The following is a 26534-nucleotide window of genomic DNA, read 5'->3' as shown; positions in this document are numbered from 1 at the left end:
GAGATAGCCTATGTTTGGGATTTTCGACAAGATAGAAGAGTTTTTCAAAGATCTTCTGCTCGGCGGAATCCAGGCAAACTTGGAAGATATGTTCCTTGACATCAACAATCAAGTCGGAAAGATGGCAACGGATGTGGGACAAACGCCTATGGGCTGGAACTCGGAAGTATTTAGCTTTATCAAAAGCATAAACGACTCTGTGATTATCCCGATTGCAGGGTTGATTATTACGGCAGTGCTTTGCATTGAACTCATCAATATGGTTATGCAAAAGAACAATATGCACGACACGGATACTTTCGAGTTCTTTAAATACATCATCAAGATGTGGATTGCCGTATGGCTTGTATCTCACGCCTTTGATTTTTCGATGGCGGTATTTGATGTCGCACAAAATCTGGTAAACAAGGCAGCAGGAGTGATTAACACTTCTGCTGTTGTTACCGGAGATGAAATTGTGGCGATGGTAGATGGCTTAAAAGAAAAAGGCTTAGGAGAGCTGCTCGGCATACTTCTTGAAACATCAATGGTAAAACTGGCAATACAGGCGGTTTCAATCGTCATTATGCTTGTGGTTTACGGAAGAATGTTTGAGATATATATCTACGCATCAGTTTCCGCAATACCCTTTGCCACAATGGGAAATAAAGAGTGGGGGCAAATCGGAAATAACTATATAAGAGGTTTGTTCGCACTTGGATTACAGGGACTGTTTTTAATGGTTTGCTTCGGCATATACGCTGTTCTAATAAAAACGATAGAAATTACAGATATTCACGCAAGCATCTTTGCCGTACTTGGCTATTCGGTGCTGCTCGGCTTAATGCTTCTAAAGAGCGGAACACTTGCTAAAAGCGTGATGAATGCACATTAAGGAGGAAAAAATATATGAAAAAAAATATTTGTATGTACGGTATTGCGGCAGTTTCACTTATTGGAATTGTAACGGCTGCTGTTTCCGAAAAGAGGTTCAGAAAGAAGATTAAAAGAGAAATTTCCGACATCAAAATGTTTCAAAGTGTGGAAAATGACTTTCTAAATCGCCACAGCAAAATAGTGGCAGAGGAGCTTGAAGAGATAAGAGATGAAATCGGCACTGTCTATGAGCATTTTGAGGAAATAGAAAACATCAGAAACTATGGGAGGTAGAATATGGCGTATGTACCAATCCCCAAAGACTTAAAGAAAGTTAAGACAAAGGTGGCTTTCAATCTGACAAGAAGACAGCTTATCGGATTTTCGGCAGCGGCACTTATAGGAATTCCAACTTATCTATTTATGAGAAAGTTTGTGCCGAACGATATAGCGGTTATTTTCCTGATTGTAGCGACCTTGCCAATCTTTTTTATAACGCTGTTTGAAAAGGACGGACTGACATTTGAAAAATACTTTAAGTACATCTATTTGCATAAATTTTATCAGCCAGGTAAGAGAGTGAGAAAGGAGGTTTATCTTGAACAAGAAAAGAAAAATACAGCAGATAAGCTTAGAAAAAAATCAAAAAATCTTGGCACAAAACAAGAAAAATCTAAGAAGCGACAAGATGGGAAAGGTTAAGAAAAATAAATCTCTTCTTGAACTTATCCTAAAAAAAGAAGCAAAAAGATTTACGGTTGAAGACACCATTCCATATCTTAGAATGCTAAAAAGCGGTATTTGTCAGCTTGATGAAAAGCATTTTAATAAGTGCATTGCCTTTCAAGATATTAACTATCAGCTTGCCTTAGAGGAAGATAAAGACCTTATCTTTAACCAGTTTGCTAATGTCTTAAATTCATTTGATCCAAGTGTGGCTATTGAGTTTTCATATATCAATCAGCTTGGCAGAAATAATGAACTGAAGGCTGCCATTCAAATTCCTGATAAAAATGACGGATATGACGATATTCGCCTTGAGTTTCGTGAAATGCTTAAAAGTCAGCTTGCAAAGGGTAATAACGGACTTAAAAAATCAAAGTATATCACCTTTGGCGTAGAAGCGGATAATTTAGAACAGGCTACTGTCAAACTTGAAAGACTGGAACTTGATATTTTGTCAAATCTAAAAAATATGGGAGTTAGAGCCGAGGGCTTAACGGGAGAAGAAAGACTGAAAGTCTTACACGATATATTAAATCCCGATAAGCTCTTTTCTTTTTCCTACAAAGACTTAAAGCCAAGGGAAAGCACAAAGACGGTAATAACACCGGATAGCTTTAACTTTATCCCAAGCAAATACTTTAAGTTCGGGAAATTTATCGGAGCTGTCAGTCATCTTCAAATCCTTGCAAGCGAGCTTTCAGACAGAATGCTTGCAGAGTTTTTAGACATAGATGACAACATCAATATCTCGTTTCATATCAAGGCAGTTGAGCAGACAGAAGCAATCAAGATGGTCAAAAGAAAGAACACCGACATCGACAAGATGAAGATTGAGGAGAATAAAAAGGCGGTTCGCTCCGGCTACGATATGGATATACTTCCAAGCGACCTTATCACTTACGGCGATAATATCAAGCTGCTTCTAAAGGACTTGCAAACAAGAGATGAGCGTATGTTTATCGTTACGATTGTCTTTATGAATTTTGCAAGAACGCTGCAAAAGCTTGACTCAACACTTTCCCAGATTTCATCAATCGCAAGCAGACACAACTGCAAGCTGAAACGCTTAGACCATAGTCAAGAGCAGGGATTTGTGAGTGTACTTCCGCTTGGAGTAAACAAGGTTGAAATAGATAGGGGACTTACTTCCTCATCTACTGCCGTATTCTTACCGTTTACAACTGAAGAGCTTTTTATTAACTCAAGTAACAGCCTTTATTATGGGCTGAATGCTCTAAGTCATAACCTAATTATGGCGGATAGAAAAAAGCTCAAAAATCCGAATGGCTTGATACTGGGAACACCGGGCTCAGGTAAATCTTTTGCAGCAAAAAGAGAAATGGCAAATGCCATTTTAACAACAGACGATGATGTCATTATCTGTGATCCCGAGGGAGAGTACGGAAACCTCGTCAAGCAGTTTAACGGTGAGGTCATTAAGGTCAGTGCCAAGAGTAAAGACTTTCTTAATCCCCTTGATATAAATATGAACTATGGAGATGGAGATGCACCGCTAAAAGATAAGGCTAACTTCATTATGAGTATGCTTGAGCTTGTAGTTGGTGGAAGCGGTCTTACGGCGGAAGAAAAGTCTGTTATTGACAGGTGCTTACCGAAAATTTATGAAAAATATTTTAATGAACCTGAACCGAAAAACATGCCTATCTTACAAGATCTATATGATATGCTCAAAAATCAGGAAGAAAAGGTCGGGAAGAAACTGGCAACAGAGATGGAAATCTATGTATCAGGCTCTCTTAATGTCTTTAATCATCAGTCCAATGTGGACTTAGATAAACAGCTTATCTGTTTTGACATTAAGGAGCTTGGAACACAGCTTAAAAAGATAGGAATGCTTGTCATTCAGGATCAGGTCTGGAACAAGGTTTCAAGAAACAGAAATACCGGTAAAAGCACAAGATATTACATTGACGAGTTTCACTTGCTTTTAAAAGATGAGCAGACTTCGCAGTATTCTGTGGAAATCTGGAAGAGGTTTCGTAAATGGGGCGGTATTCCGACAGGAATTACACAAAATGTAAAGGATCTTCTTGCCAGTAAAGAGATTGAAAATATCTTTGACAATACGGATTTTATCCTGATGTTAAATCAGGCAACCGGCGATAGAGATTGGCTTGTAGTAAAGCTTAAAATTTCAAAAGATCAGGAGAAATTCGTTACCAACTCAAGAGCAGGCGAGGGACTTATTTTCTTTGGAAACACCATTGTTCCATTTGTAGATAACTTCCCGAAAGACACAATCCTCTATCAGAAGATGACAACAAAGCCTGAAGAGATGAGGTAGTATCTATGAGCAAAAAAAGAAAGCGAGACTTAAATGAAAGGATAAAAGCAAAGGAAGAAGCGAGCGTTTCAGGTAATGATGGTTTATTTGATAGTTCAAACAGCAAACGAAAGGTTGGGGATGATTATAGGAATAAGATAATCAAAGATGAGAATAGATTTGATGAGAAGCTTCACGATAAGGAAAGTAAGAGAATTACTGAAGCCTCTGACACAAGGCTAAGTAATAAAAGTAAAAACGCCATTAAGCGAAATCTTAAAAGTGATGAAACAAGGTCTAAATCTGGTAATGAAGAGATTCAAACAACATCGGATTATCAAACGGAAGTCAAAGAAAACCGTATTTATGATCCGCTTGCTAAAGACCAGGACGGAGATGGTGTAGCCGACAGATATGATACCGACTTTAGAGACAGTGAAATATCCTATGAGCCTTTATCGAATAAGAAGTCTAAGCTTCACGAAAAGCAGAAGAAAGCGATTAAACGCAAAAATTATTCTGATGAGATTTTTACAAGAAAAGGAGCGGAAGACAAAACTATAAAGGAGACTGAAAAAAGGCTAATAAAGGATACCATTTCAAAGACGGAAGAAAGCACCAAGGCTTCAGGTAGCAAAAAAGTAGTAGAAGACAGAGCAAAGAAAAATAGACTCTATAACCGCCATAATAAAGAAACTTTGCTTGGAGCAAGTGCTGTATCCGTTGCAAGGGCAAGTGATGTGGCAAGCCGCTATTTATCTACAGGAAGTGATGAAAATAAAGGTGTAGAAGCTGCCGAAAAAGGTCTTGATACATCATCTAAGCTTATTCACGGAATTAAGAATTATTCGGATAAAAGGCGAACGAAAAAGTCCTACGACTTATCCGAAAACAGCCTTCGTGTACGAAAGAAAAAGTCAAAGCTTGAATTTCGGGAAGCCAAAGAGGAACTCAAAAAGAATGATGAATATAAAAAGGCTTCGGCATATAAGAAATTCCAAAAGAGAAAGCAGATGAAAGCTGCCATAAACGGCAATAATCAGACAAGAATCAGAGACAGAATTAAAAAAGGTGTGCTTGATACACTGAAAGGTTCTAAGGAGCTGATTGTTAAAAAGGCGAAGGGTGTCTTGCTTATTCTGACTGGGATTATTTTTCTTGGAACATTCGTCATTCAGTTTTCAGGCGGAGCAATGTCGGGAGTTGTGAACTCTACAAGTAGCGTTTTAACGACTTCTTATTTGTCAAGTGAGGAACAGCTAAAAGGGATAAATCAGTATTTCTCAGGTCTTGAAAATGATTTGTACGACAAAATCGAAAATGTCGAAAGTGATTATCCCGGATATGACGAATACATCGTCAATCAGAACGGCTTTATCGGACACAATGTCCATGAGCTTTTATCGTATATCACAGCAAGGTTTGGGGAAGTTAAAAATCTCTCGGAAGTTCGAGGAATTTTGGATGGGCTTTTTAATGATATGTATAAGCTTTCCTTTGATGAAGAGATTGAAATCAGATATAAGACAGTTACGGAAACTTATACCGATGAAGATGGAAATGAGTATACCGAAAGTCATGAAGAGCCTTATGAGTATAAAAAGCTCATTGTAACCATCGATAAAAAAGAAATGGACAGCATTATAAGGGAAGTCTTTGCTGATTATCCCGATAATCTGAAACACTATGAAGCCTTATTCCTTGCTCAAGGAAATATGGCGGAAATATTCGGCAACACCGACCTGATAAATTCTCTTGGAGGTGTAGGTAATGGTGCTGAATACGAAGCTTCAAGCGAGGTGCAAAAGAAAATTGTAGATGCCGCTTTTATTACTCCATCACCTGGTCCCGGCTGGTGTGCTATGTGGGTATCTCAGGTTTATCAAAATGCAGGACTTGGATATATCGGAGGAAACGCCAATGATATGTATCGAAACTATACCTTTACATCAGACAGGTCAAAGCTGAAAGTGGGAATGCTTGTTGCAGTGGAAAGCAGTAGTAGCGGAAGCACGGCAGGACTTACCTATGGTCATGTAGGTATTTATATCGGAGACGGAAAGGTAATTGATAATATCGGTCATATAAGAGTAACCACTTTAGACGATTGGATTGCGACTTTTTGTAAACATCATCCTGTCGGATATGGTTTTCCGCCGAATGTAAAAGGACATTAGAAAGGAAGGTAAAAATGTGGGAAAAGAACTATACATCGTAAAAAACAAAATACAAAAGTTGCAAGCAAAGAAGGCTCTGATTGATGAACAATTGGAGCCTTTATTCATTCGTGAAGAAGAACTCGAAAATGAGGAAATCATAGCGATTTGCAGAAAGAACAACATCACAATCGGTGATTTGATGGCAAAGGTAAATAAACAAAAAGCTGAAATGAAAAAGGAGAAGACAAATGAAAACCAGTTTGAAAAAGAATAAGAAGTTTTGGACGGCAGCACTTGCAGTAATTGTAAGTATTAGCTGCATTTTAGGTCTTTGGACAGTTGTGTATGCTCAGGAGCAAAAGACAGAAGCTTCGACAAAAAACGAGGCTGTCCAAACGGAAGTGGAAGTTAATGTAAAGTATATCTTTGAAGATGAAAAGGTCTTTAAGGAAGAAAAGATTAAGGCTGAAAAAGGACAGCTTCTTGATAGCGGGGATCTTCCGATGCTCCCCGATGATATGAAATTCATTGATGAGTTTCTATTTTATGAAGTAAAGGGCGATGGAAAGGATGAGATTATCCGTAAGGTAGAAAAGATAGAAGTTAAGGATAATGAGATACAGTCAGAAGAAAAGCCGAAGCAGGATGAAAGTACGCAAACAGAAACTCCAAAGGCTGAAGATAAAGGCACACAGACGGAGCTTTCTAAAGAGGATATTTCCAAGATGGAAAAAGAGGCTAAAGAGCTTCAGAATAAACTTGATAAACTAAATGGCGAAATCAAGGATAAAGATAAGTTAAGCGATAAGCAGAAAGAAAAAATCAAAGACCTTGAAGATGAGATTGACAGCCTGAAAGAGAAAGCAAAAAAGGATAAGGGAAATAAGGACTTATCGGAAGATATGAAAAAGGAAATGGATAAGCTGACTGAAAAGGTGAAAGAGCTTGAGAAAAAGGCTTCTGAAACAAATAAAGCTCCTGTAACATCACAGTCAGTTACACCGATTAGTCCGATTTCAGGAATTAAGACAAGCTCTGGTATTTCTCCTCAAATGCCACAAACTTCTGTAAGTAGTACCGGTAAAGGTTCCTCTGATGCATTAAGCTCAGGGAATACTACAAAAGATACAGGCAAAACGGAAGCAAAGGAGAAAGAAAAGGAAGTTCGCTATCCTAATAAGCTGACTCCAAAGGCTCCTGCTAATAATAACAGTCAGGACTCATCTATGGATAGTACAAACAAGACTGTAAATACTAATAAGGGAGTAGCTTCAGCACCTTCAATGGCAAGAGGAACTGTTACAGAAAATAAGGATAATGCAAATAAGGACTATCCGATTCATCATGGAGATGAAAAGGAAGTTGATATGTATTCAGCCGATGCAAGGCAGTTCATTACATTTCAAACGAAAAATGGTAAGACCTTTCATTTAATCATCAACCACGATGAGGATAGTGAGAATGTAATGCTTTTAACGGAAGTATCTGAAGATGATCTTCTAAATATGGTTGAAAAGAAAGAAACACCGAAACAGGAGATTACCAAAGAGGAGCCGACTAAGGAAGAAGTAAAGCCTGAGAAAAAAGAAGAAAAGAGTGATTTAGGCACATATATCCTTTTGGCTCTTGTAGTAGCAGGTGCTTTAGGTGGCGGATATTATTTCAAGGTTGTAAAGAAGAAAGAGAAAGAGGAACTTGAAAGTCTTGAAGAAGATGACGATTTTTTCTCAGAAGCTGAAGAGTATGAGGAAAGTGAAGCTTCTGAAACAGAAGAAATTTAATGTATAAAGTGTTGTGAGATTTGCTGCCTGTCAATGTTCAGTGAAAATGTCCCAAAAAATTTGTAATATAAGCGGGGAATCTTGATTAGAGATTTCTCGCTATTTTAAAGCTTACTATCATCGTGTAAATTGCTTGTGTTGATGTGCTCTTTGTTGCTGACGAATAAATGAATCTCTTTTCCAAGGATGACTCATTGGCGGTATATGTACCTGTTTCGGCTTTTTTTCTTTTGTGTCATTAGTGTCAAAATTTGCAGAGACTTTCTTGTTCTTTTCTAATTCAAATAGAGCATACACACAATCATCTACCGTTACGTATAGGGTATTGTTTAGGGTTTTAATGACTAAGGCTTTTGTCTTAGGCTTAAAGGCGATTAATTGATTATTTTGATTATAGGCTTGGTAATATTTGTTTTTATAGCTTATACAGGAGCCATTATCGAATTTTCTTTCGCATATAACTGATAATGTTAGATTGATTGTCTCTTCGCCGGGACTACTTTCTATTACCGAAGGGTATTTCGTATAATCTTGAGCAAAACGCCTATTAAAATTAGGTACGAAGGTTTCAATAAGATATTGGTTGGCTTTTTCTATGGTTGTTATATTCTCCATTTTTAACTCACTAACTAAGCGGTCTTGAAAGGTTCTATTCGCTCTTTCTATTTGCCCCTTGTATTGGCTAACACTGGAAGTTTCAATGGTAACGCCAAGAGTGTTACAGGCATAACCGAATTGCGTTAAGACATCATTTTCAGCCGATTTATTCGTGCGTCTTTCATACTCAAAAACAGTTCGTCTATCGGTAAGAAATTGATAGGGTACGCCATAGTTAGAAAGGATTTGGTGAAAACAGTGATAATAGCCGTGAAGTGTTTCTTGCTTGTCAAAATAAGCACCTACAATCACGCCTGTGGCATTATCAATCGCTAGATGTAGTGTTGCCTTATTTTCACCAAACCAATTATGAATAGAGCCATCCATTTGTATTTCTTCCCCAAAATTCTTACATCGAGCTTTTCTTGGATGAGCTAGTTGTAAACTTAATTCATGATTGACAGCCACATTTAGTTCCGTATCCGTGAGAGTCGGTTTCGTTTGTTTTAAAGACATGATACTTCTTTTCTTTTTTGAACAGCGGTGTTCATTAGGGGAGAAGATACCTACTTCATTTAAAATTCTTCTAACCGAAGAAAGACTGACATGGATATCATGTTTTTCACTTAAGAATTGGGTAAAATGAGAAAAATTAAAGCCCGCATCTTGATAAATCGATTGATAAAGATGTATGATGTGAGAGCTTAATTCTTGTGTGAGGCAATGAGCAGATGGTCGGTTTCTGTTTCCGTGAACGAAACCGGCTTTTCCTTTATTCCGATAGACAATAATTAAACGATTGATTGTACGAATAGAAACACCGAGTTTTAAAGCTGCTCGTTTCTTATTGCCGTGATGGTCAATTAAATCTTTGATTGTCAAATATTTTTCTTGTTCTTTCATAGATAATCGTATCCTCTTCATTTGTTCCTCCAATGACTGGAAAATAATAAAATGGAGAAAGAGATGTAAAACAATGCCTCACTATCTTTAATCAATAATTGGGACATTTTCACTGAACATCTATTAAGACATTATCACTGAACATTCATAGTATAAAGTGTTGTGAGATTTGCTGCCATTGACTATTTGCACCAAATATTATATAATATTTGGTGCAAAGGAGGTGGCATATCAGGTGAACTATAAGCAGGAAATACTAAACAGGATAGAAAATTTTGAGTTCAATCAGGTTTTCATTGCCAACGATTTTTTTGATATTGCAGGATATGAAACGGTTCGCAGTACATTAAATCGTCTTGTAGAAGATAAAGAGATTATTCGTATTATGAAAGGCATCTACTATAAGCCGAAATATATAGAACTGATCGGAGAGTATGAAGCACCGTCCGTGAATGAAGTTGCTAATGCCATTGCCAGAAAATATAACTGGACGATTGCTCCATCGGGCAATACAGCTCTTAATTTATTAGGTTTATCTACGCAAGTACCGGCAAAGTGGACATACATATCAGACGGAAGATATGCCAGTTTCAGTTTCGGTAATGCAACAATCGAATTTAAGCGTAGAAATAATGGAGACATTTCCAAAATGTCAACCTTGACTTCAATGGTGATACAGTCAATTAAGGCAATCGGAAAAGATAAAATCACTTCAAAGCAGATTGATTATCTACGGGAAAAATTATCCGAAAAAGAAAAGTCGGAACTACTGGCGGATAGTAAAACCACAAGTGCCTGGGTATATGGCGTTATTAAGAAAATTTCAGAGGTGTAGAAATGTTTGAATACAAAAAGATGTCAAAAAATGAATTGGAGCAAGTTATAAAAAATGCTTCCTTGAAAATCGGTGTAAATGAGGTAATTCTTGAAAAAGATTATTGGGTATGCTTTGTTTTAAATTATCTTTTCACTAAGTGTAAGTGGAAAGAAGCTTTTACCTTTAAGGGAGGCACAAGCCTTTCAAAATGCTTCAATTTAATTCAAAGATTTTCCGAAGATATTGATTTAATCCTTGATTGGAGAGTGATCGGATATAGCTTTGATGAACCTTGGCAAAAACGCTCCAATACAAAGCAAGATAAATTTAATAAAGAGTCCAATCAAAAGACGGAAGACTTTCTAAAAAATGAATTTGTTCCTCAGTTAGAAAGTGATTTTAGAGATATGCTTGATGAGGAGTTTCATATAAGAATAGATGAAAGTGATCCGCAGACAGTTCTGTTTGAATATCCGAAAGCATTCAAGTCTTCGTATGTGGTGCAGGCAGTAAGACTTGAAATTGGAACACTGGCAGCATGGACACCATCGGAAGCAGTTCATATTGTGCCTGATATACAAAAAATATATCCTATGCTCTTTGATGGGGATTTTATAGAAGTAAGAACCGTTCTTCCTGAAAGAACATTCTGGGAGAAAGCAACTATCCTTCATCATGAAGCAAACAGACCTGAAGAGCTTGCAATACCTAAAAGATATGCAAGACACTATTATGATTTAGTGTGCATAGCAAATTCGCCATATAAAGCCAGAGCATTTAAGAGCTTTGAGCTTCTTGAAAAAGTTGTTCAGTTTAAGCAGAAATTCTATCCAAGGAAATGGGCAAAATATGAAGAAGCTACAACTGAAACAATCAGACTTATGCCTGATGAGTATCGCCTAAAGGAAATTAAAGAAGACTATAAAAATATGACTGAGATGTTCTTTGGCGAGTATCCGAGTTTTGAAGAGCTGATGAATTCAGTGCTTGAACTGGAAAAAGAAATTCACAAAATTAAATAATGCACCAAAAATAATATAATATTTGGTGCAAAGTGCAGAGCGATGGAGTAAAATCTTTCGCTCTTTTTTATTGAAACAGGAGGAAAATATACATGGAATATAAACTTGTGATAGCAGAAAAACCGAGCGTTGCCATATCTATTGCCAAGGTTATCGGAGCGAAAAATAAAAAGGACGGATATTATGAGGGAAACGGCTATAAAGTATCATGGTGTGTCGGACACTTAATTCAGATGGCAAATCCAGACCGCTATGATGAAAAGTATGCGAAGTGGAATACGGCTGATTTACCGATTATTCCAAGCGAATACAAGTATGAGGCGGCAAAGGCAACTAAGAAGCAATTTGCTATCCTTAAAAAGCTGATGAACGACAAAGAGGTTGATACGGTTATCAATGCTTGCGATGCAGGTCGTGAAGGAGAAAGCATATTTAGACTTGTATATAACGAAGCTAAATGCAAAAAGAAAATGCAGCGTCTTTGGATTTCATCTATGGAAGATAGTGCCATTAAAGAGGGCTTTGATAACCTAAAAGATGGAAAGGACTATGATAATCTCTTTGAATCGGCACAGGCAAGAGCCATTGCGGATTGGCTTATTGGAATGAATATAAGCAGGCTCTATTCTTGCCTATACAAGCAAAATTATAGTGTTGGCAGAGTGCAGACACCGACTCTTGCTATGATTGTAAAAAGAGATGATGAGATAGCTAATTTCAAGAAAGAGAAATACTATACAGTGGAGCTATCTATGGATGGTTTTACACTATCAACAGATAGAATTGATGATGAAATCGCAGCAGAGCAGCTCTTAAATTTAGTGGGCGATAAGATTGAAATAACTGATGTCATACAGAAAGAGAAAATAACAAAGCCTGATTTACCTTTTGACCTGACAACACTTCAAAGGGAATGCAATAAGTATTTTGGATACTCAGCCAAGCAGACACTTGATTATGCACAGAGCCTTTACGAGAAAAAACTGATTACTTATCCCAGAACAGACAGCAGATGCCTTACCGAAGATATGATTACAAGTACCGTCAATAACATTTTGGGCAAAAACGACTTTGATACAGGGCGTATCAAGACGGTATTTAATTCAAAAAAGGTTACGGATCATCATGCGATTATTCCTACAGTAAGCTCAATGACTGAAGATTTATCGAGCATTCCTGAGAGTGAAGCAAGGGTATATAGGCTTATTTCTAATAAGCTTCACGCAAGTGTGGGCTATCCGTTAATCGAGAATACAACGAAGATTGTAGCTGAATTTGACGGCTTTGAATTTACAAGTACCGGCAAGGTTATTAAAGATGAGGGGTTTAGCAAGTATTTGAAAGAATATATGACTAAAAAAAGTGGAGATATAGTTTTGCCGGATGTAAGTGTAGGGGATGTACTTGCTATTGAAAGTAAGGAAGTTAAAGAAAGATATACCCAACCTCCGAAACACTTTACTGAAGATACGCTATTAAAGTCTATGGAGATTGCAGGAAATGATGCCTTAAAAAAAGGTGTAGAAGTGGAAAGAAAAGGACTTGGCACTCCGGCAACAAGAGCAGGGATTATTGAAAACTTAATCTTTAAGGGATTTATAGAAAGAGATAAGAAAAATCTTGTTGCCACACATAAAGGAATTAGCCTTGTAACTATTGTTGAGGATGCCTTTAAGTCCGCTAAGACAACGGCTGAATGGGAAATGAAGCTATCGGATATTGCACAGGGAAAGGCAAGTAAGGACGAGTTCCTAAGAGAAATTGAAACTGAGATTAAAAAGACAATAGAAAAATACAGAAAGTAACTTTTAAGGGAATGGGAGATTATCTTGTTCCCTTATTTTATTTTGGGAGGTGATTACGATAGAAGAGATAAAAGTGTTGGAGCTTTTCGGAGGCATCGGTGCTATAAGAAAGGCATTCATAAGGCAAAAAATCCCACATAGGATAATTGATTATGTGGAAGTTGATAAGAACTGTGTAAAAAGTTATAACGCACTTTATGGAGCAGATTTTAAGCCGCAGGATATAGTGAAGTATTATCCACTGGATGAAAGAATAGACTTTGTAATGCACGGAAGTCCTTGCCAGGATTTCAGCCGTAGCGGTCTTAAAAAAGGCGGAGAAAAAGGAAGCGGAACAAGGAGCAGCCTGTTATTTGAAACGATACGGATAATTGAAGAAATGAAAGAAAAGCCCAAGGTTATCCTTTGGGAAAATGTAAAGGGAGTTCTCGATAAGAATATGAGAGCTTCCTTTTTTCATTACCTAAAAGAAATGGAAATGCTCGGATATGAGAGCAAATACAAGATATTAAACGCTATGGATTTCGGTATTCCGCAAAATAGAAAGCGTATCTTTGTTGTGAGCATACTCGGACAGAATGATTTTGATTTTGAAACTCTTAAAAAAGCAGAAACAAGAAGCATTGATGATTTCCTCGAAAAAGGTGTTTCAGACCTTTATGAAGTAAGGCAGAAGTCAATGCTCAGATACTTGTCGGGCAATCCTAAAAATAAGAACTTCAAGGGCCGCTTAAAAGTCATAGATAAATACGCCTATACTATTTCCACAAAGCAAGTCAGAGTACCAAACTCAGGACTTGTAGATATAGGAAACGGCAAGTACAGGTATCTTACGGAAAGGGAGTGTTTAAGACTTATGGGCTTTGATGATGAAGATTTTGATAAGATAAGAGCCATTTATCCGAAAAGACCGGGCAAAACATCATCTATTCTTTATAAGCAAGCCGGCAACAGCATCGTGGTAAATGTGCTTGAAGCGATTTTGAATGAAATATATAGGAGGTAAGAATGAGAACGAACGATTTTTACAATATTATGGAGCTTGTAAAAAGAGATGTTTTAGATAGCGAAAGCGAATATCTGAAACTCTTAAAGGTTGTCGGGAACAATCAGAAATACGACTTTTTAAGTCAGCTAAGTATCTATGATAAAAATCCGAATGCCACAGCTTGCACAAGCTTTGATTTATGGCGAGAACGATTTAACCGTACTGTTATGAGAGGGCAAAAGGGCATACCAATTCTAAATGACAGTAACGCATTTCAAAAGGTCGGATATATCTTCGATGTCAGCCAGACAACTTCAATGGACAGGAATGTCAATGAAGTTAAGCTATGGTCTTTTGATAAAGAAAATAATGGCAAAGCTTTAAAAGACATGATTGATTTGCAAGGATATGAGGCAAGCGAAAGCTTAGCTGAAAATCTTTATACTTTGAGCCGAATATATGCCGATGAGAGCATTTATGAGCTTGCAAACAATTTAAGAATTGCAGATGAAGACAGAAACTCATTTGCAAACTTTATGAGAAATTCGGTAGCTTATGCCGTTTCAAACAGATTTCATATTGATTATCCGTTTCCGATGGACACTTTAAGAGAAAATTTTAAGTCTATCGACAGCATATCTTTAATGAGTGTCGGCACTTGTATTTCAAATGCTTGTAGCCAAATCATCGAGGAAACGAGAAGCAGAACAAGAAATTTTTCTAAAAATAGAGACCTGACAAAGAACCTTAGTGCCGATTATAATGAAAATAAAGTAAATGAATTAGGAGGAAATGATAATGTTATTCGATCAGATGACGAAAGAAATGATGAGCAAAGAAACCGAATTTTCGGGAGTGGAGAACACGGACGAGATAGTAACAATCATCAAGGAGAAGACCCTAAGCAGCCTGGAAGAAGAGAAGAGCTTTATGGAGGAATTTCCGAATCCGGCTTACGCAGTGATGAGACTGGAGTATCTTTCAGAGAGCAAGGACGAGGAGAACTATCAGATGCTAATCGACCTTTACAAAGAGAAGAAGCTGGTATCTCACTTAATGGAAACTCAAAAGAGAGCAATCAACTTTATGAGGAACGAGAAGCCGAAACTCTTGAAAGCCCAGAATATAGTAAGCGAGGAAGATCCGAAGTATCAGGCGATGATTTCAGCCTTGAAAGAAATAACAATCAAAGAAGTAGTCGAAGCGTAGAAGAAAACGGCATAAGAAAGATACAAGAGGGAGCTGAAAATGCTTCCTTTTTCTATTCTAAGGATAATCCCGATGTGCTGATGACTGATGAAATGCTTGAAAGAGTGCCGAAGCTCTATGAGCAGGAAAGTATTTCCCTTGCCGATAAGGAAGTACACGCTGCATATATCATTCCCTTTAGAAGTAATTGGACCTGGTATATGACAGAATACGATAGAGAAAGCGGCGATGCCTTTGGACTTGTACTTGGGATTGAACCTGAATGGGGCTATTTCAATCTTGAGGAGTTAAGGGAGTTAAATGCACAAAGACTTATCTTAGAAGATTTCCCGAAAACATTTAGGGAACTTAAAGACACAGAGCTTAAAAAGCAGATGAGCGAAGAAGAGCTTCAAATGGTCTTTAACGGCGAGTTGAGTTTTGAATATGAAAGAGTTTATAAAGCAGCAGATAATGAAATATCTGATGAATACGCGGAAGAATTAAGTCCTAACTTTGCCGAAGAAGTCAGCTCTATTATGGAAGAATATGAGGTTTCAAGAGAAGAAGCCGTAAGCAGACTTGCAACAAGTAAGTTAGAAGAAGCTCTTGAAGGCACTAATATTTCCATTAACGATTTTAGTGATAAGCAGTTAGATGAGATTTTAAGTGCTATTAAAGAATATGATTTTTATGGTAATGAAATCACTGAAATTGCCGAGCCCAATCTTCCTGTTTGGAAAATGGAGCAGTTAAAATGGCTGATTGATGATTGGAACAAAGGAGAGACAAAGGTTACATCAGAAAAGATACAGTATCTCAAAAATCTTGACATTGATATTGCGAAATTCAATGTGCTTAAAGGCTACCTTGTAAATGATGAGGTGAGTATAGAACAGATTGAAAGCTTCAAGGAAAATATCGACTTTGTAACGATGAGCGAATTTGTGGACAGCCTAAAAGAAATAGCTTCAGATAACGAATTTGAGAAAGTGGCAATCAAAGTCGGAAATGAATTTATCCTTGCAAGTAAAAAAGACGGATTTGCTATTAGTCTTGAAGACACGGGAAGAAAAGTTGTTGTTGAGGGAAAAGAATACTCTCTTAATCGTGGAAGTAGTTTCGATGAAAGCCATAAGGTAGATAAGCTGATAGATAGGGGCAAATATGAAGCCTTTAAGATAAATGATTACGCAGTAGAAAGCGAGACTCAATTAGAAAATCAAGAAGCCGTTCAAGGAAATATTTTTGACTATCTAAGCGAGGAAAAGGAAGAAGTCGCCATTGAGTCTGAATTGGATTTATCTCCTGGAAGAACAGTCTATATGAAGCATGAAGCCTATACCATTCATGAGGTAAGTAAGAACGAAATTATAGGCAAAAATGATTTATGGCTTGATCCTGTAAGACAAGGCAATCGTCAAATACCAATCGTAAGCTTTGCAGATGAAAAAGAGCTTTTGGAAAAAATAAGCTTTGATAGACCGAAGCTCATTGTAGGAGATGAAGTCCATTACAAAGATAAAGACTTTACCATAACAAGATTTGACGATATGGGCGGTGGATTAAAGACTATCACCATAAAGGATAATGCTGAATACTTAGGTGGTATGATAACCGGCTCAGAGGTTATCCCATATAGGCTTGAAAGCGATTTGGAAAGACTATTCGGACTCGAAGATAAGCCAAAAGAAAAAGCTTCCAATTATAAGATTACAGAGGAGATTTTACCTGAAAAACTTACACCGAGCGAAAGGTTAAACCAAAACCTCGAAGCCATCTCAATGCTAAATAGAGTTGAAAAGGGCGAAAGAGAGCTTGACAGTACGGCACAGGAAGTTTTAGCAAAATATGTCGGTTGGGGCGGACTTTCCGAAGTCTTCGATGAAGGAAAGGGCGGTCAATGGGAGAATGCAAGAAAATTCCTAAAAGAAAATCTATCACCTTTAGAATACGAAGCAGCTAAGGAGTCAACCTTAACTGCTTTTTTTACGCCTAAAACAGTTATTGACGGCGTATATAAGACACTTTCGGATATGGGCTTTAAGAACGGCAACATTTTAGAGCCGAGTATGGGAATTGGAAACTTTATCGGCAATCTTCCCGATGAAATGAGTAAGTCGAAGTTTTACGGAGTGGAGCTTGACTCTGTCAGCGGTCGCATCGGAAAGCTTCTCTACCCAAATAGCGACATACAGGTAAAAGGATTTGAAGAAACAAGCTTTTCCAATAACTTCTTTGATGTAGCAATCGGAAATGTACCTTTCGGAGAATTTAAGGTAAATGACAGAGAGTACAACCGAAATAACTTCTTAATCCATGACTACTTCTTTGCAAAATCCATCGACAAGGTTAGAAATGGCGGTGTCATTGCCTTTATCACATCAAGCGGAACAATGGATAAGAAAGATGAAAGCATCAGAAAATATATAAATGCAAGGGTTGAGTTTTTAGGAGCAATCAGGCTTCCAAACGACACTTTTAAGGGAGTAGCAGGAACGGAAGTAACAAGCGATATTATCTTCTTAAAGAAAAGAGACAGCGTTCTTGAGCGTGATGAGACCTGGGTGCATTTAGCAGAAGATGAAAAAGGGCTAACCTACAACAAATACTTTGTAGAGCATCCTGAAATGGTGCTTGGATCTATGGAAGAAGTATCAGGACGATTTGGAAATACTATTTCTTGTCTATCGAAAGAAAATGCGGACTTAAAGGAATTACTTACAAAAGCAAGTGAAGAAATTTCTAAAGTTGCAAAGTATGAAGAGATAGAGCTTCTTGATGATGAGATTACTTCCATTCCGGCAACGGACGATGTCAAAAACTTTTCCTATACCGTTATTGATAACGATGTGTATTACAGGGAAAACTCGCTTTTTATTAAAAAAGAGGTATCGGATAAGAACAAAGAAAAGATTAAGGACTATCTCAAGCTGAATGAAGCCTTAAAAGATGTTATCAAAAGTCAAAAGGAAGATTTCAGCGATGAAGAGATAAAGGCTTCTCAGGAAAAATTAAATGAGGTCTATGATAACTTTTCTAAAAAGCACGGCTTTGTAAATAACCTTTCAAACACAAGAGCTTTAAGAGAAGATAGCAATTTCCCTCTTATATCGTCCATTGAAATACTCGATGAGGAAGATAACTTTAAGGCAAAGGGAGATATTTTCTTCAAGCGTACTATCACAAAGGCAAGAGTAATTGACCATGTGGATACCTCACTTGAAGCCTTGGTGCTTTCCATTTCCCAAAAGGGATATGTGGACTTTGAATATATGCAAGGTCTGACAGATAAAGACAGAAGCACTATCATTTCGGAGCTTAGAGGAGAAATTTTCCTAAATATCCGTGAGGAGAATACAAGGTTTAATCAGAAACTTTCATTTGACCTTGAAGATGGGGATTTGCCATTTAGCTGTAGTGATGAGAATAGTTCATTTAAGTATGCCTATGTAACAAAAGATGAGTATTTAAGCGGAAATATCAGAGAAAAGATAGGTATTGTAGATAGCTATATTGCAAGACTAAGCCAAGCACAAAGAATGCTTCCGGATGAAAATACAGATGAACAAGAAATGCTTGCAAGTGAATTAAACCGCCTTGAATTTCAAAAGTCAGAGCTTCAAAAGGTTATGCCGAAAGAACTTGAAGCAAGCGAGATAAATGTAAGGCTTGGTGCTACTTGGATACCGACAAAAGATATAGAACGATTTGTCTTTGAAACCTTAGAGACACCGGGCTGGGCAAGATGGGATATAAAGGTTAAATTCTCCCATCTTACAAGTGAATGGAATGTTGAGGGGAAAAGCAAAGACCGAGGAAATGACCTTGCGGAAATGACCTACGGTACAAGTAGAGTCAGTGCCTATAAGCTTATTGAAGATGCTCTAAACCTAAAGGAAACAAAGGTATTTGACCAGATAGTAAATCCTGACGGCTCTAAAACATCGGTCTTAAATAAAAAAGAAACCATGCTTGCAGGACAAAAACAGGAGATTCTGAAAGAAGAGTTTAAGAACTGGATATTTAACGATCAGGAGCGAAGAAACAGGCTTGTAAAGGTATATAACGAGAAATTCAACTCAATCCGAAACCGTGAGTATGACGGCAGCAATCTGACCTTTGAGGGGATGGGTGAGGGGATTGACCTATATGAACATCAAAGAAACGCTATCGCAAGAATTTTGTATGGCGGAAACTCGCTTCTTGCTCATGTAGTAGGTGCCGGCAAGACCTTTGAAATGGTGGCAAGTGCTATGGAAGCAAAAAGGCTTGGAATGTGTACGAAGTCATTATTCGTAGTTCCTAATCATTTGACCGGACAAATTGGAAGAGAGTTTATGCAGCTTTATCCGTCCGCCAACATCATGGTGGCCGACAAGAAAGATTTTGAACCGAAAAACAGAAAGAGATTTATCGGAAAGATTGCAACCGGCGAGTATGATGCGGTAATAATCGGGCATAGTCAGTTTGAAAAAATCCCTATGTCAAAGGAATATCAACAAAAACATATTCAGGATCAGATTGATGAAATCATTAACTATGTTGAAGAATACAAGCACGACAGAAATCAGAACTTCACGGTTAAAGAGCTGCAAAAGACAAGAAAGAAGTTGGAAGCAAGACTTGAAAAACTAAATGATGATTTCAAAAAAGATGATGTCATTACCTTTGAGGAGCTTGGCGTTGATAAGCTGATAGTGGACGAAGCCCATAATTACAAAAACCTTTATCTTTATACAAAAATGAGAAATGTAGCAGGTATCGGGCAGTCGGAGGCTTTTAAATCTTCCGATATGTTTATGAAGTGTCGCTATATGGACGAGATGACAAACGGAAAAGGTATCGTATTTGCCACAGGAACGCCTGTAAGTAACTCGATGACGGAGCTTTATACTATGCAGAGATATTTGCAGTATGATGCTTTAAAGAAAAATGGCTTGGAGCATTTTGACTCTTGGGCTTCTACATTTGGTGAAACACAATCAGCATTTGAACTATCGCCTGAGGGAACCGGATATAGAGTAAAGACCAGATTTTCCAAGTTCTATAATCTTCCGGAGCTTATGAGTATGTTTAAGGAAGTGGCAGATATTCAGACGGCGGATATGTTAAATCTTCCTACTCCTGAAGCACACTATGAAGTTGTTAAGACAATGCCGAGTGATGAACAAAAAGAGATATTAAAAGGTTTGTCTGAAAGGGCGGATAAGGTCAGAAATAAGGAAGTAGAGCCTGAAGAAGATAATATGTTGAAAATTACGAATGACGGCAAGAAACTTGCTTTAGACCAGCGTTTAATCAATCCACTGCTTCCTGATAATCCTGATAGCAAGGTCAATGTCTATGTTAAGAATGTATTTTCAATATGGGATAAGACAAAAGAGAATAAATCTACACAGCTTCTTTTCTCGGATATGTCTACACCAAAGGGAGACGGAGAGTTTAATATCTATGATGATATAAGGGATAAGCTTGTGGCAATGGGAATACCGAAAGAAGAAATTGCCTTTATTCATGAAGCAAATTCAGATAAGCAAAAGGATGAACTTTTTGCAAAGGTAAGAAAAGGAGAAATCCGTATCTTAATGGGTTCTACGCAGAAAATGGGAGCAGGTACAAATGTGCAAAACAAGCTGATTGCAATGCACGATTTAGATGTGCCGTGGAGACCTGCTGACCTTGAACAGAGAGCGGGCAGAATTGTCCGTCAGGGAAATGAAAATAAAGAAGTTAATATCTATCGTTACATTACCGAGAACACCTTTGATGCTTACCTTTGGCAGACCATAGAGAATAAGCAAAAATTCATTTCTCAGATTATGACTTCAAAGACTCCTGTCAGAGTGGCGGAAGATGTGGATGAAAGTTCCCTTAACTATGCGGAGATTAAAGCCCTTGCAACAGGTGATCCGAAAATCAAAGAAAAAATGGATTTAGATAATGAGGTTACGAAGCTTAAAATGCTTGAAGCCAATTACAAGTCAAATCGCTATCGCTTGGAAGATAAGGTTGCAAAAACCTATCCTGATGAAATCGCAAAGCTTGAGAAACTTATTGAAGCTGTTAAAAAGGATATATCAAGTGTAGAACCGCAAGGAGATGGCGAAAATAAGTTTACTTCCATAACCATTAACGGAGCGAAGATAACGGATAAAAAAGAAGCGGGCGAAAAGCTGCTTGAAGCTATAAAGACAGTAAAAGTAAATGAGAGCAAGGTTATCGGTAAGTATCGAAATATGGACTTGGAAGTGAGCTACAACTTCTTTACCAATGAGCATAATTTCAGCTTGAACGGAGCTTCTAAAACGATAGGAGAGCTTGGAACGAGTGCGGACGGTAATATTACAAGACTTGATAATGCCATTGAGAAAATGCCTGACAAACTAAAAAAGCTTGAAGAAAAATTCGTCAGCACCAAAGAGCAGCTTGAAAATGCTAAAGAGGAATTAAAAAAGCCTTTTGAAAAGGCGGAGGAATTGAAAACTAAGATATTAAGACTTGCAGAGTTGAATAAGCTCCTTGATATGGGAGAGGTGGAAGAAAAAGAAAATCCCAATCCATTAGTGGAAGATGTAAAAAGAGCCATTATTGACTTCTGTAACAGAGAGTATGAAGAAAATCATTGCTATGAGGAATTCAATACACTGTATCCTGATTTAAAACATATAGGTATTGCCTATACAAATACGCCTGATGAAAAGCATGAGATACAGTTTGAACTTAATCTTGAGGACTTTATGGCTACACAACTTGTAAACGACAAAGAGATAGGTCATTACGATTATGTAAAAGAAAACGGTAGCGAAGAAAAGGCTCTTGATTGCATGAAGTTTGAAATGGAAAATGGCGAATTTAGTGCATTTGTTTTTGTTGATGAGGAAGAATTAAGACAGGCGTTAGGTCTTGAAATTGATGATGAAGGTAATTTCTATGATCCGCTTGCAAAGGACTTGTATAATGACGGCGTGCCTGACAGATATGACAACGACTTTAGGGATAGCGACTACTTTGAGACTACCTACGATGTGGAAGATAATCTCCACGCAAAGGAGGAAAAGCCATCTATCTTAGGGCAGATTAAGTCATTTCAGTCAGAGCAGAAAGAAAAAGAAGTAAAAGATACAAAATCAAAAGAACACGATGAACGATAAGGGGCTTGATTTAAGTCCCTTATTCACTTTTAACAACAAATATGGAGGTATGAATAATGAATTACAAGGAAATGAGAAATACCATCGAGCAGATGGCAAACGAGAACTATGAGGACTTTACAAAGGCTCTAATCAGTTTTGAAAAGGGCGTGAATGACAAGGAAGCACTCGATATATTGTATGACAACTACACAAACAACGACTCACTAACACTGCTTAATGAGGAATTTGACTATATGATTGATGAGCTTCGTGAAAGCGGTCAGATTAAAGAGAATGAGACTCTTGAAAAAGAAGATAACGACTTGGTAAATATTGTCGGCAATATTGTCGGTGATGTCGAGGTAGTAGAACGAGAAAACAAGAACGGAGAAGCCTTTAAGGTAGTCAATTTCTCCGTTGTATAAAAAGACGATGAGGGCAATAAGCACTATACGAATTGCTCGGCTTATGGAGAAAAGGGCGATATTCCAAAGGACTTTAAGCAAGGCGATTTTGTAAAGCTCTTCGGTCAGGAGCGAAAATCCATTGATGATAATGGAAAAGAGCATACGAATGTAAGGATACTCGCTTCTAAGCTCTTGAAAGCCAAAGAGCAGATGAAGAGCCAGGAAGAAAAGAAAGAGTCCGTCCTTGGAGCAATTAAGAAGTTTAAGGCGGAAGAAAAAGCAAAGCCTACTGAGAAAAAAGAAGCTTCCAAAGAAGCGGAAAGATAAAGAATTGTCGGTGTGGTCTTCGGGCTGCACCGGCTTTTTTTGTATATGGAATAAATTCTAAATTTATGGTAAAATATATGAAATGAAACTTCATGAACACGAATTAGAGAGGTGAAGATATGAAGGTTAGCTATAATGGATTATGGAAAATACTAATTGATAAGAATATGAATAAAAAAGACCTGGCAGAAAAAGTATCTTTAGCACCGGCTACTATAGCAAAAATGGGTAGAGGTGAATTTGTCAGTATGGAGATTTTATATCGAATCGGCAAAAAATTGAATGTCGATTTTGCGGATATGGTTTCAATTGTTAATGGTGAGGAGAGTGAATAATATGAGTGAGGTTAAAAATTATTCAAGAAATAAGGACTTCAATGAGGCTACAAGAGTACAAATGCCTGCGTTGGTTCATTTATCTCGCCTGGGATATAAGTATTTCGGGAAAATAACTGAAGATATGAAGGGTATCAAGTATGATGGAGATACTAATATTCTTTTAGAAGTTTTTAAAGATCAATTCAAAAAATTAAACCCTGCTCATGCTGGAGAAGTTGAAGAAGTTTTAAGAAGCATAAGGCAGGAATTGGACAATGACGATTTAGGCAAGAGTTTTTATAAGAGATTAGTAGCAATTTCTCCAACAAAACTCATTGATTTTGAAAATATAAACAACAATACTTTCCATTATACTGCTGAGTTTACTTGTAAAAATGGACAGGATGAATTCAGACCGGACATTACACTTTTTGTAAATGGGCTTCCTCTTGTATTTATTGAAGTTAAGAAGCCTAATAATAAAGGTGGAATGGTTGCGGAAAGCAAGAGGATGAATGACCAAAGATTTCCAAACAAGAAATTTCGCAGGTTTATTAACATCACTCAACTAATGATTTTCTCTAATAATATGGAGTATGAAACCTTGGGAGGAATAATACCTATTCAGGGTGCGTTTTATTGCACTGGAGCAAGAGATACAACAAAATTCAATTGTTTTAGAGAAGAAAATCCTGGCAACAATGATGTAGCTCCATTTATCCAAGATTTTCCGTATTTGGATATAAATCAAGATATGGAAAAGCAAATTCTATCAGATTTTAATTGCCAAGTAATCCATACATCTCCAGAATATCAGACTAACTTAAATGAGAGCACGCCGACAAACAGAATAATTACATCAATGTGTTCAAAACAAAGACTGTTATTTCTTTTGAAATATGGATTTGCTTATGTAAGAATAGATAGAGAAATTGATGGCGGTAAGATTGAAAGCTTAGATCAAAAGCATATTATGAGATACCAACAATTTTTTGCAACGCTTGCTGTAATAGAAAAACTGGAAGAGGGGATTAAATCAGGTGTTATTTGGCATACACAAGGCAGCGGAAAAACAGCATTGTCTTACCATTTAACCTATGCCTTAACAGATTATTATGCAAAACAGAATAAAGTAGCTAAGTTTTATTTTATTGTAGATAGATTAGATTTGTTAGAGCAAGCATCTTCAGAATTTGAAGCAAGAGGTTTAGTGGTCAAAACTGCAAGTAGCAGAAAAGAACTGATGGCTCAATTCAGAACAAACCAATCTCAAGACGGAAACAGTGGAAAAACAGAAATCACAGTTGTCAACATTCAAAGATTTGCTGAAGATAAAGAAAAAGTCGTGATTAACGATTATGACACAAATCTTCAAAGAATATTTATCATTGATGAAGCACATCGAGGATATAATCCGAAAGGCTGTTTCTTGGCAAATCTGTTTGATGCGGATCAAGAATCTATAAAGATAGCCTTGACCGGAACTCCTTTGCTTAAAGAAGAAAGAGCTTCATGGAAAGTGTTTGGTAATTACTTGCATACTTATTATTATGACAAGTCAATTCAAGATGGGTATACCCTGAAAATAATAAGGGAAGACATTGAAACTTCATACCGCGAAAAGCTTTCTGAAATTTATGACAATATTGAGCATTTGGTTGAGAAAAAAGATATAAAGAAAAGCTATATAGTAGAACACGATTCCTATGTGAAAGAGCTTTTACGATATATTATCTCGGATTTGAAAAAATTCAGAGAAATTCAGGGAGACGATACATTAGGCGGAATGGTGATTTGCGAAACAAGTGAGCAAGCAAGGAAACTATTTGCTTATTTCGATGAAATACAAGAAGAACTGAATTGCAACGCTTCTGTAAAAAGTAAGTTAAAAGCGGGGTTAATTCTTCATGATAGCGATGATAAAGAGACAAGAAAAGAAATAGTTAATGATTTCAAGAAAAATAATACAATAGATATTCTTATTGTGTTTAATATGCTTTTGACCGGATTTGACGCTCCAAGACTAAAAAGGCTATATTTCGGGAGAAAATTGAAAGATCATAATCTTCTACAAGCTTTGACGAGAGTTAACAGACCTTACAAAGATAATTACTATGGATATGTCATTGATTTTGCAGATATTAAAAAGAACTTTGATGAGACAAATGAAGCTTATCTAAAAGAACTTAACAGGTTTAAGGATCCTGCTGAAACAGGCGATGGAAATACAATGGATACACTGAGCCAAGTTCTTGAAAGTCCCGAAGAATTAGTTGCAAAGATGAAAGAAGTAAGGCAAGTTTTATTTAACTATACCATAGACAATGCAGAGGATTTTAGCTCCGAAATATCAACAATAGAGGATAAAGAAGAGTTGTTAAAGTTAAAAAAGGTGCTTATATCTGCAAGAGATTTGTGCAATATTGTAAGAACTTTTGGCGATGAGGAATTGAAACAAAAATTTGAAAAACTTGAGATAACAAAGTTGCCTTCAATGATTTCTGAGGTTTCACATTGCATAGATATTATCAACCAAAAAGAAGTTTTCAGTATGCATGATGAAACGAAGCAAATTGTTAATAAGGCGATGGAGGATATAGAGTTCAGTTTCAAATCTATAAGCAAAGAAGAAATGAAAATTATATCTGGAGGCATTGAGATAAAGGAAAAATGGAAAAAAACCATAAATGAATTTGCCGAAAATTTCGATCAAGATGATCCAGAATATATCACACTTAGAGAAGCTTTCATGCAAAGATTTAAAGAACATGGTTTTGTAATTGACAGTATCAAAGAATTTAATGAGCAATCGGAAGCATTGGAAGATGTTTTGAAAAAATTGGCTGAAATTAAGAGGAAAAATACTGCTATATTACGAAGATATAATGGCGATACTAAGTTTGCTCGTGTGCATAAGAGGATAAAGGAAGAAAATGAGCGAAGAAGGATGACTTCAGCAACTCCAATTGCTTCTGAATACGATGAGGATATTGTTGATGTGCTGAATACAATAAAGAGAAATATTGATAGTAAGGTTTATGATCGTAACGACATATTGAAGAAAGATGCGTATTTTGAGCAAACTGTGATGAAGGAAATAACAGACTCAATGAACAGCATGAATTTTTCAAATAGCCGTGAAGATAGGTCATTTATTCAATTCAGAATAAGTCGAGAATATCTTGATCAGTACAACTCTTACTACATGTATGCTTAAGGGAG

The 26534-nt window shown here is 37.0% G+C and carries 16 protein-coding genes and 1 pseudogene; 16 read left to right on the top strand and 1 reads right to left on the bottom strand.

Translation table 11 applies throughout. The features are described 5' to 3' along the window. Positions 1-10 precede the first annotated feature (10 nt). From JOS54_RS06215 to JOS54_RS06185, 7 genes are read left to right on the top strand one after another with little or no spacing between them, the layout of a single operon-like run. Positions 11-874, top strand: a complete 864-nt coding sequence (locus JOS54_RS06215; protein WP_203244743.1) for a VirB6/TrbL-like conjugal transfer protein, CD1112 family — start codon at positions 11-13, stop codon at positions 872-874. Positions 875-888: 14 nt separating this feature from the next. Next, positions 889-1149, top strand: a complete 261-nt coding sequence (locus JOS54_RS06210; protein ID WP_203244742.1) for a hypothetical protein — start codon at positions 889-891, stop codon at positions 1147-1149. Between the two features lie 3 nt (positions 1150-1152). Beyond that, positions 1153-1557, top strand: a complete 405-nt coding sequence (locus JOS54_RS06205) for a PrgI family protein (protein WP_203244741.1) — start codon at positions 1153-1155, stop codon at positions 1555-1557. Beyond that, entirely contained in the window at positions 1454-3886 is a 2433-nt protein-coding gene (locus JOS54_RS06200) for a VirB4-like conjugal transfer ATPase, CD1110 family (protein WP_203244740.1), read from the top strand. The genes JOS54_RS06205 and JOS54_RS06200 overlap by 104 nt, the downstream gene beginning before the upstream one ends. A 5-nt stretch (positions 3887-3891) precedes the next feature. Then, positions 3892-6042 (top strand): CHAP domain-containing protein, encoded by a 2151-nt coding sequence (locus JOS54_RS06195; protein ID WP_203244739.1) that lies wholly within the window; start codon positions 3892-3894, stop codon positions 6040-6042. A gap of 16 nt (positions 6043-6058) precedes the next feature. After that, positions 6059-6298, top strand: a complete 240-nt coding sequence (locus JOS54_RS06190) for a hypothetical protein (RefSeq protein ID WP_009529529.1) — start codon at positions 6059-6061, stop codon at positions 6296-6298. Then, entirely contained in the window at positions 6273-7805 is a 1533-nt protein-coding gene (locus JOS54_RS06185; protein WP_203244738.1) for a CD1107 family mobile element protein, read from the top strand. The genes JOS54_RS06190 and JOS54_RS06185 overlap by 26 nt, the downstream gene beginning before the upstream one ends. Before the next feature lie 117 nt (positions 7806-7922). On the opposite strand, the gene JOS54_RS06180 is transcribed toward JOS54_RS06185, so the two are convergent. Continuing rightward, positions 7923-9326 (bottom strand): ISNCY family transposase, encoded by a 1404-nt coding sequence (locus JOS54_RS06180; protein WP_203244737.1) that lies wholly within the window; start codon positions 9324-9326, stop codon positions 7923-7925. A gap of 214 nt (positions 9327-9540) precedes the next feature. On the opposite strand from JOS54_RS06180, the gene JOS54_RS06175 reads away from it, so the two are divergent. The 9 genes and pseudogenes from JOS54_RS06175 (at position 9541) to JOS54_RS06140 (ending at position 26529) form a co-directional block, all read left to right on the top strand. Next, the gene (locus JOS54_RS06175; protein ID WP_203244736.1) at positions 9541-10140 is read left to right on the top strand and encodes a DUF6088 family protein; all 600 of its coding nucleotides are present in this window, start codon (positions 9541-9543) and stop codon (positions 10138-10140) included. Positions 10141-10142: 2 nt separating this feature from the next. Next, positions 10143-11144 (top strand): nucleotidyl transferase AbiEii/AbiGii toxin family protein, encoded by a 1002-nt coding sequence (locus tag JOS54_RS06170; protein WP_203244735.1) that lies wholly within the window; start codon positions 10143-10145, stop codon positions 11142-11144. Positions 11145-11236: 92 nt separating this feature from the next. After that, a complete protein-coding gene (locus JOS54_RS06165; protein WP_203244734.1) occupies positions 11237-12949 on the top strand; it encodes a DNA topoisomerase 3 in 1713 nt (570 codons plus the stop codon). 58 nt (positions 12950-13007) lie between these two features. Next, positions 13008-13955, top strand: a complete 948-nt coding sequence (locus JOS54_RS06160) for a DNA cytosine methyltransferase (RefSeq protein WP_203245795.1) — start codon at positions 13008-13010, stop codon at positions 13953-13955. Positions 13956-13957: 2 nt separating this feature from the next. Continuing rightward, entirely contained in the window at positions 13958-22279 is an 8322-nt protein-coding gene (locus JOS54_RS06155) for a helicase-related protein (RefSeq protein WP_238928336.1), read from the top strand. Next, positions 22269-22391: a hypothetical protein gene (locus JOS54_RS07945; protein ID WP_255520682.1), complete on the top strand. Its 123-nt coding sequence runs from the start codon at positions 22269-22271 to the stop codon at positions 22389-22391. The genes JOS54_RS06155 and JOS54_RS07945 overlap by 11 nt, the downstream gene beginning before the upstream one ends. Next, positions 22336-22995: pseudogene (locus tag JOS54_RS06150) on the top strand (single-stranded DNA-binding protein). Before JOS54_RS07945 ends, JOS54_RS06150 begins: the two are co-directional and overlap by 56 nt. Before the next feature lie 119 nt (positions 22996-23114). Continuing rightward, a complete protein-coding gene (locus JOS54_RS06145) occupies positions 23115-23330 on the top strand; it encodes a helix-turn-helix transcriptional regulator (RefSeq protein ID WP_203244733.1) in 216 nt (71 codons plus the stop codon). Position 23331: 1 nt separating this feature from the next. Beyond that, the gene (locus JOS54_RS06140) at positions 23332-26529 is read left to right on the top strand and encodes a type I restriction endonuclease subunit R (protein WP_203244732.1); all 3198 of its coding nucleotides are present in this window, start codon (positions 23332-23334) and stop codon (positions 26527-26529) included. The last annotated feature ends 5 nt before the right edge of the window (positions 26530-26534 follow it).

Source organism: Bulleidia sp. zg-1006, from assembly GCF_016812035.1.
GTDB lineage: Bacteria > Bacillota_I > Bacilli_A > Erysipelotrichales > Erysipelotrichaceae > Bulleidia.
The sequence above is the reverse complement of the archived record's forward strand: the minus strand, read 5'-3'. Positions and strand labels throughout refer to the sequence as shown.

Bases quoted from the DNA above. Each gene is read 5' to 3' on its own strand.
- JOS54_RS06215 (WP_203244743.1), top strand. From the start codon at position 11: ATGTTTGGGATTTTCGACAAGATAGAAGAGTTTTTCAAAGATCTTCTG.
- JOS54_RS06185 (WP_203244738.1), top strand. From the start codon at position 6,273: ATGAAAACCAGTTTGAAAAAGAATAAGAAGTTTTGGACGGCAGCACTT.
- JOS54_RS06145 (WP_203244733.1), top strand. From the start codon at position 23,115: ATGAAGGTTAGCTATAATGGATTATGGAAAATACTAATTGATAAGAAT.
- JOS54_RS06210 (WP_203244742.1), top strand. From the start codon at position 889: ATGAAAAAAAATATTTGTATGTACGGTATTGCGGCAGTTTCACTTATT.
- JOS54_RS06180 (WP_203244737.1), bottom strand. From the start codon at position 9,326: ATGAAGAGGATACGATTATCTATGAAAGAACAAGAAAAATATTTGACA.
- JOS54_RS06140 (WP_203244732.1), top strand. From the start codon at position 23,332: ATGAGTGAGGTTAAAAATTATTCAAGAAATAAGGACTTCAATGAGGCT.
- JOS54_RS06205 (WP_203244741.1), top strand. From the start codon at position 1,153: ATGGCGTATGTACCAATCCCCAAAGACTTAAAGAAAGTTAAGACAAAG.
- JOS54_RS06170 (WP_203244735.1), top strand. From the start codon at position 10,143: ATGTTTGAATACAAAAAGATGTCAAAAAATGAATTGGAGCAAGTTATA.
- JOS54_RS07945 (WP_255520682.1), top strand. From the start codon at position 22,269: ATGAACGATAAGGGGCTTGATTTAAGTCCCTTATTCACTTTTAACAAC.
- JOS54_RS06195 (WP_203244739.1), top strand. From the start codon at position 3,892: ATGAGCAAAAAAAGAAAGCGAGACTTAAATGAAAGGATAAAAGCAAAG.
- JOS54_RS06165 (WP_203244734.1), top strand. From the start codon at position 11,237: ATGGAATATAAACTTGTGATAGCAGAAAAACCGAGCGTTGCCATATCT.
- JOS54_RS06155 (WP_238928336.1), top strand. From the start codon at position 13,958: ATGAGAACGAACGATTTTTACAATATTATGGAGCTTGTAAAAAGAGAT.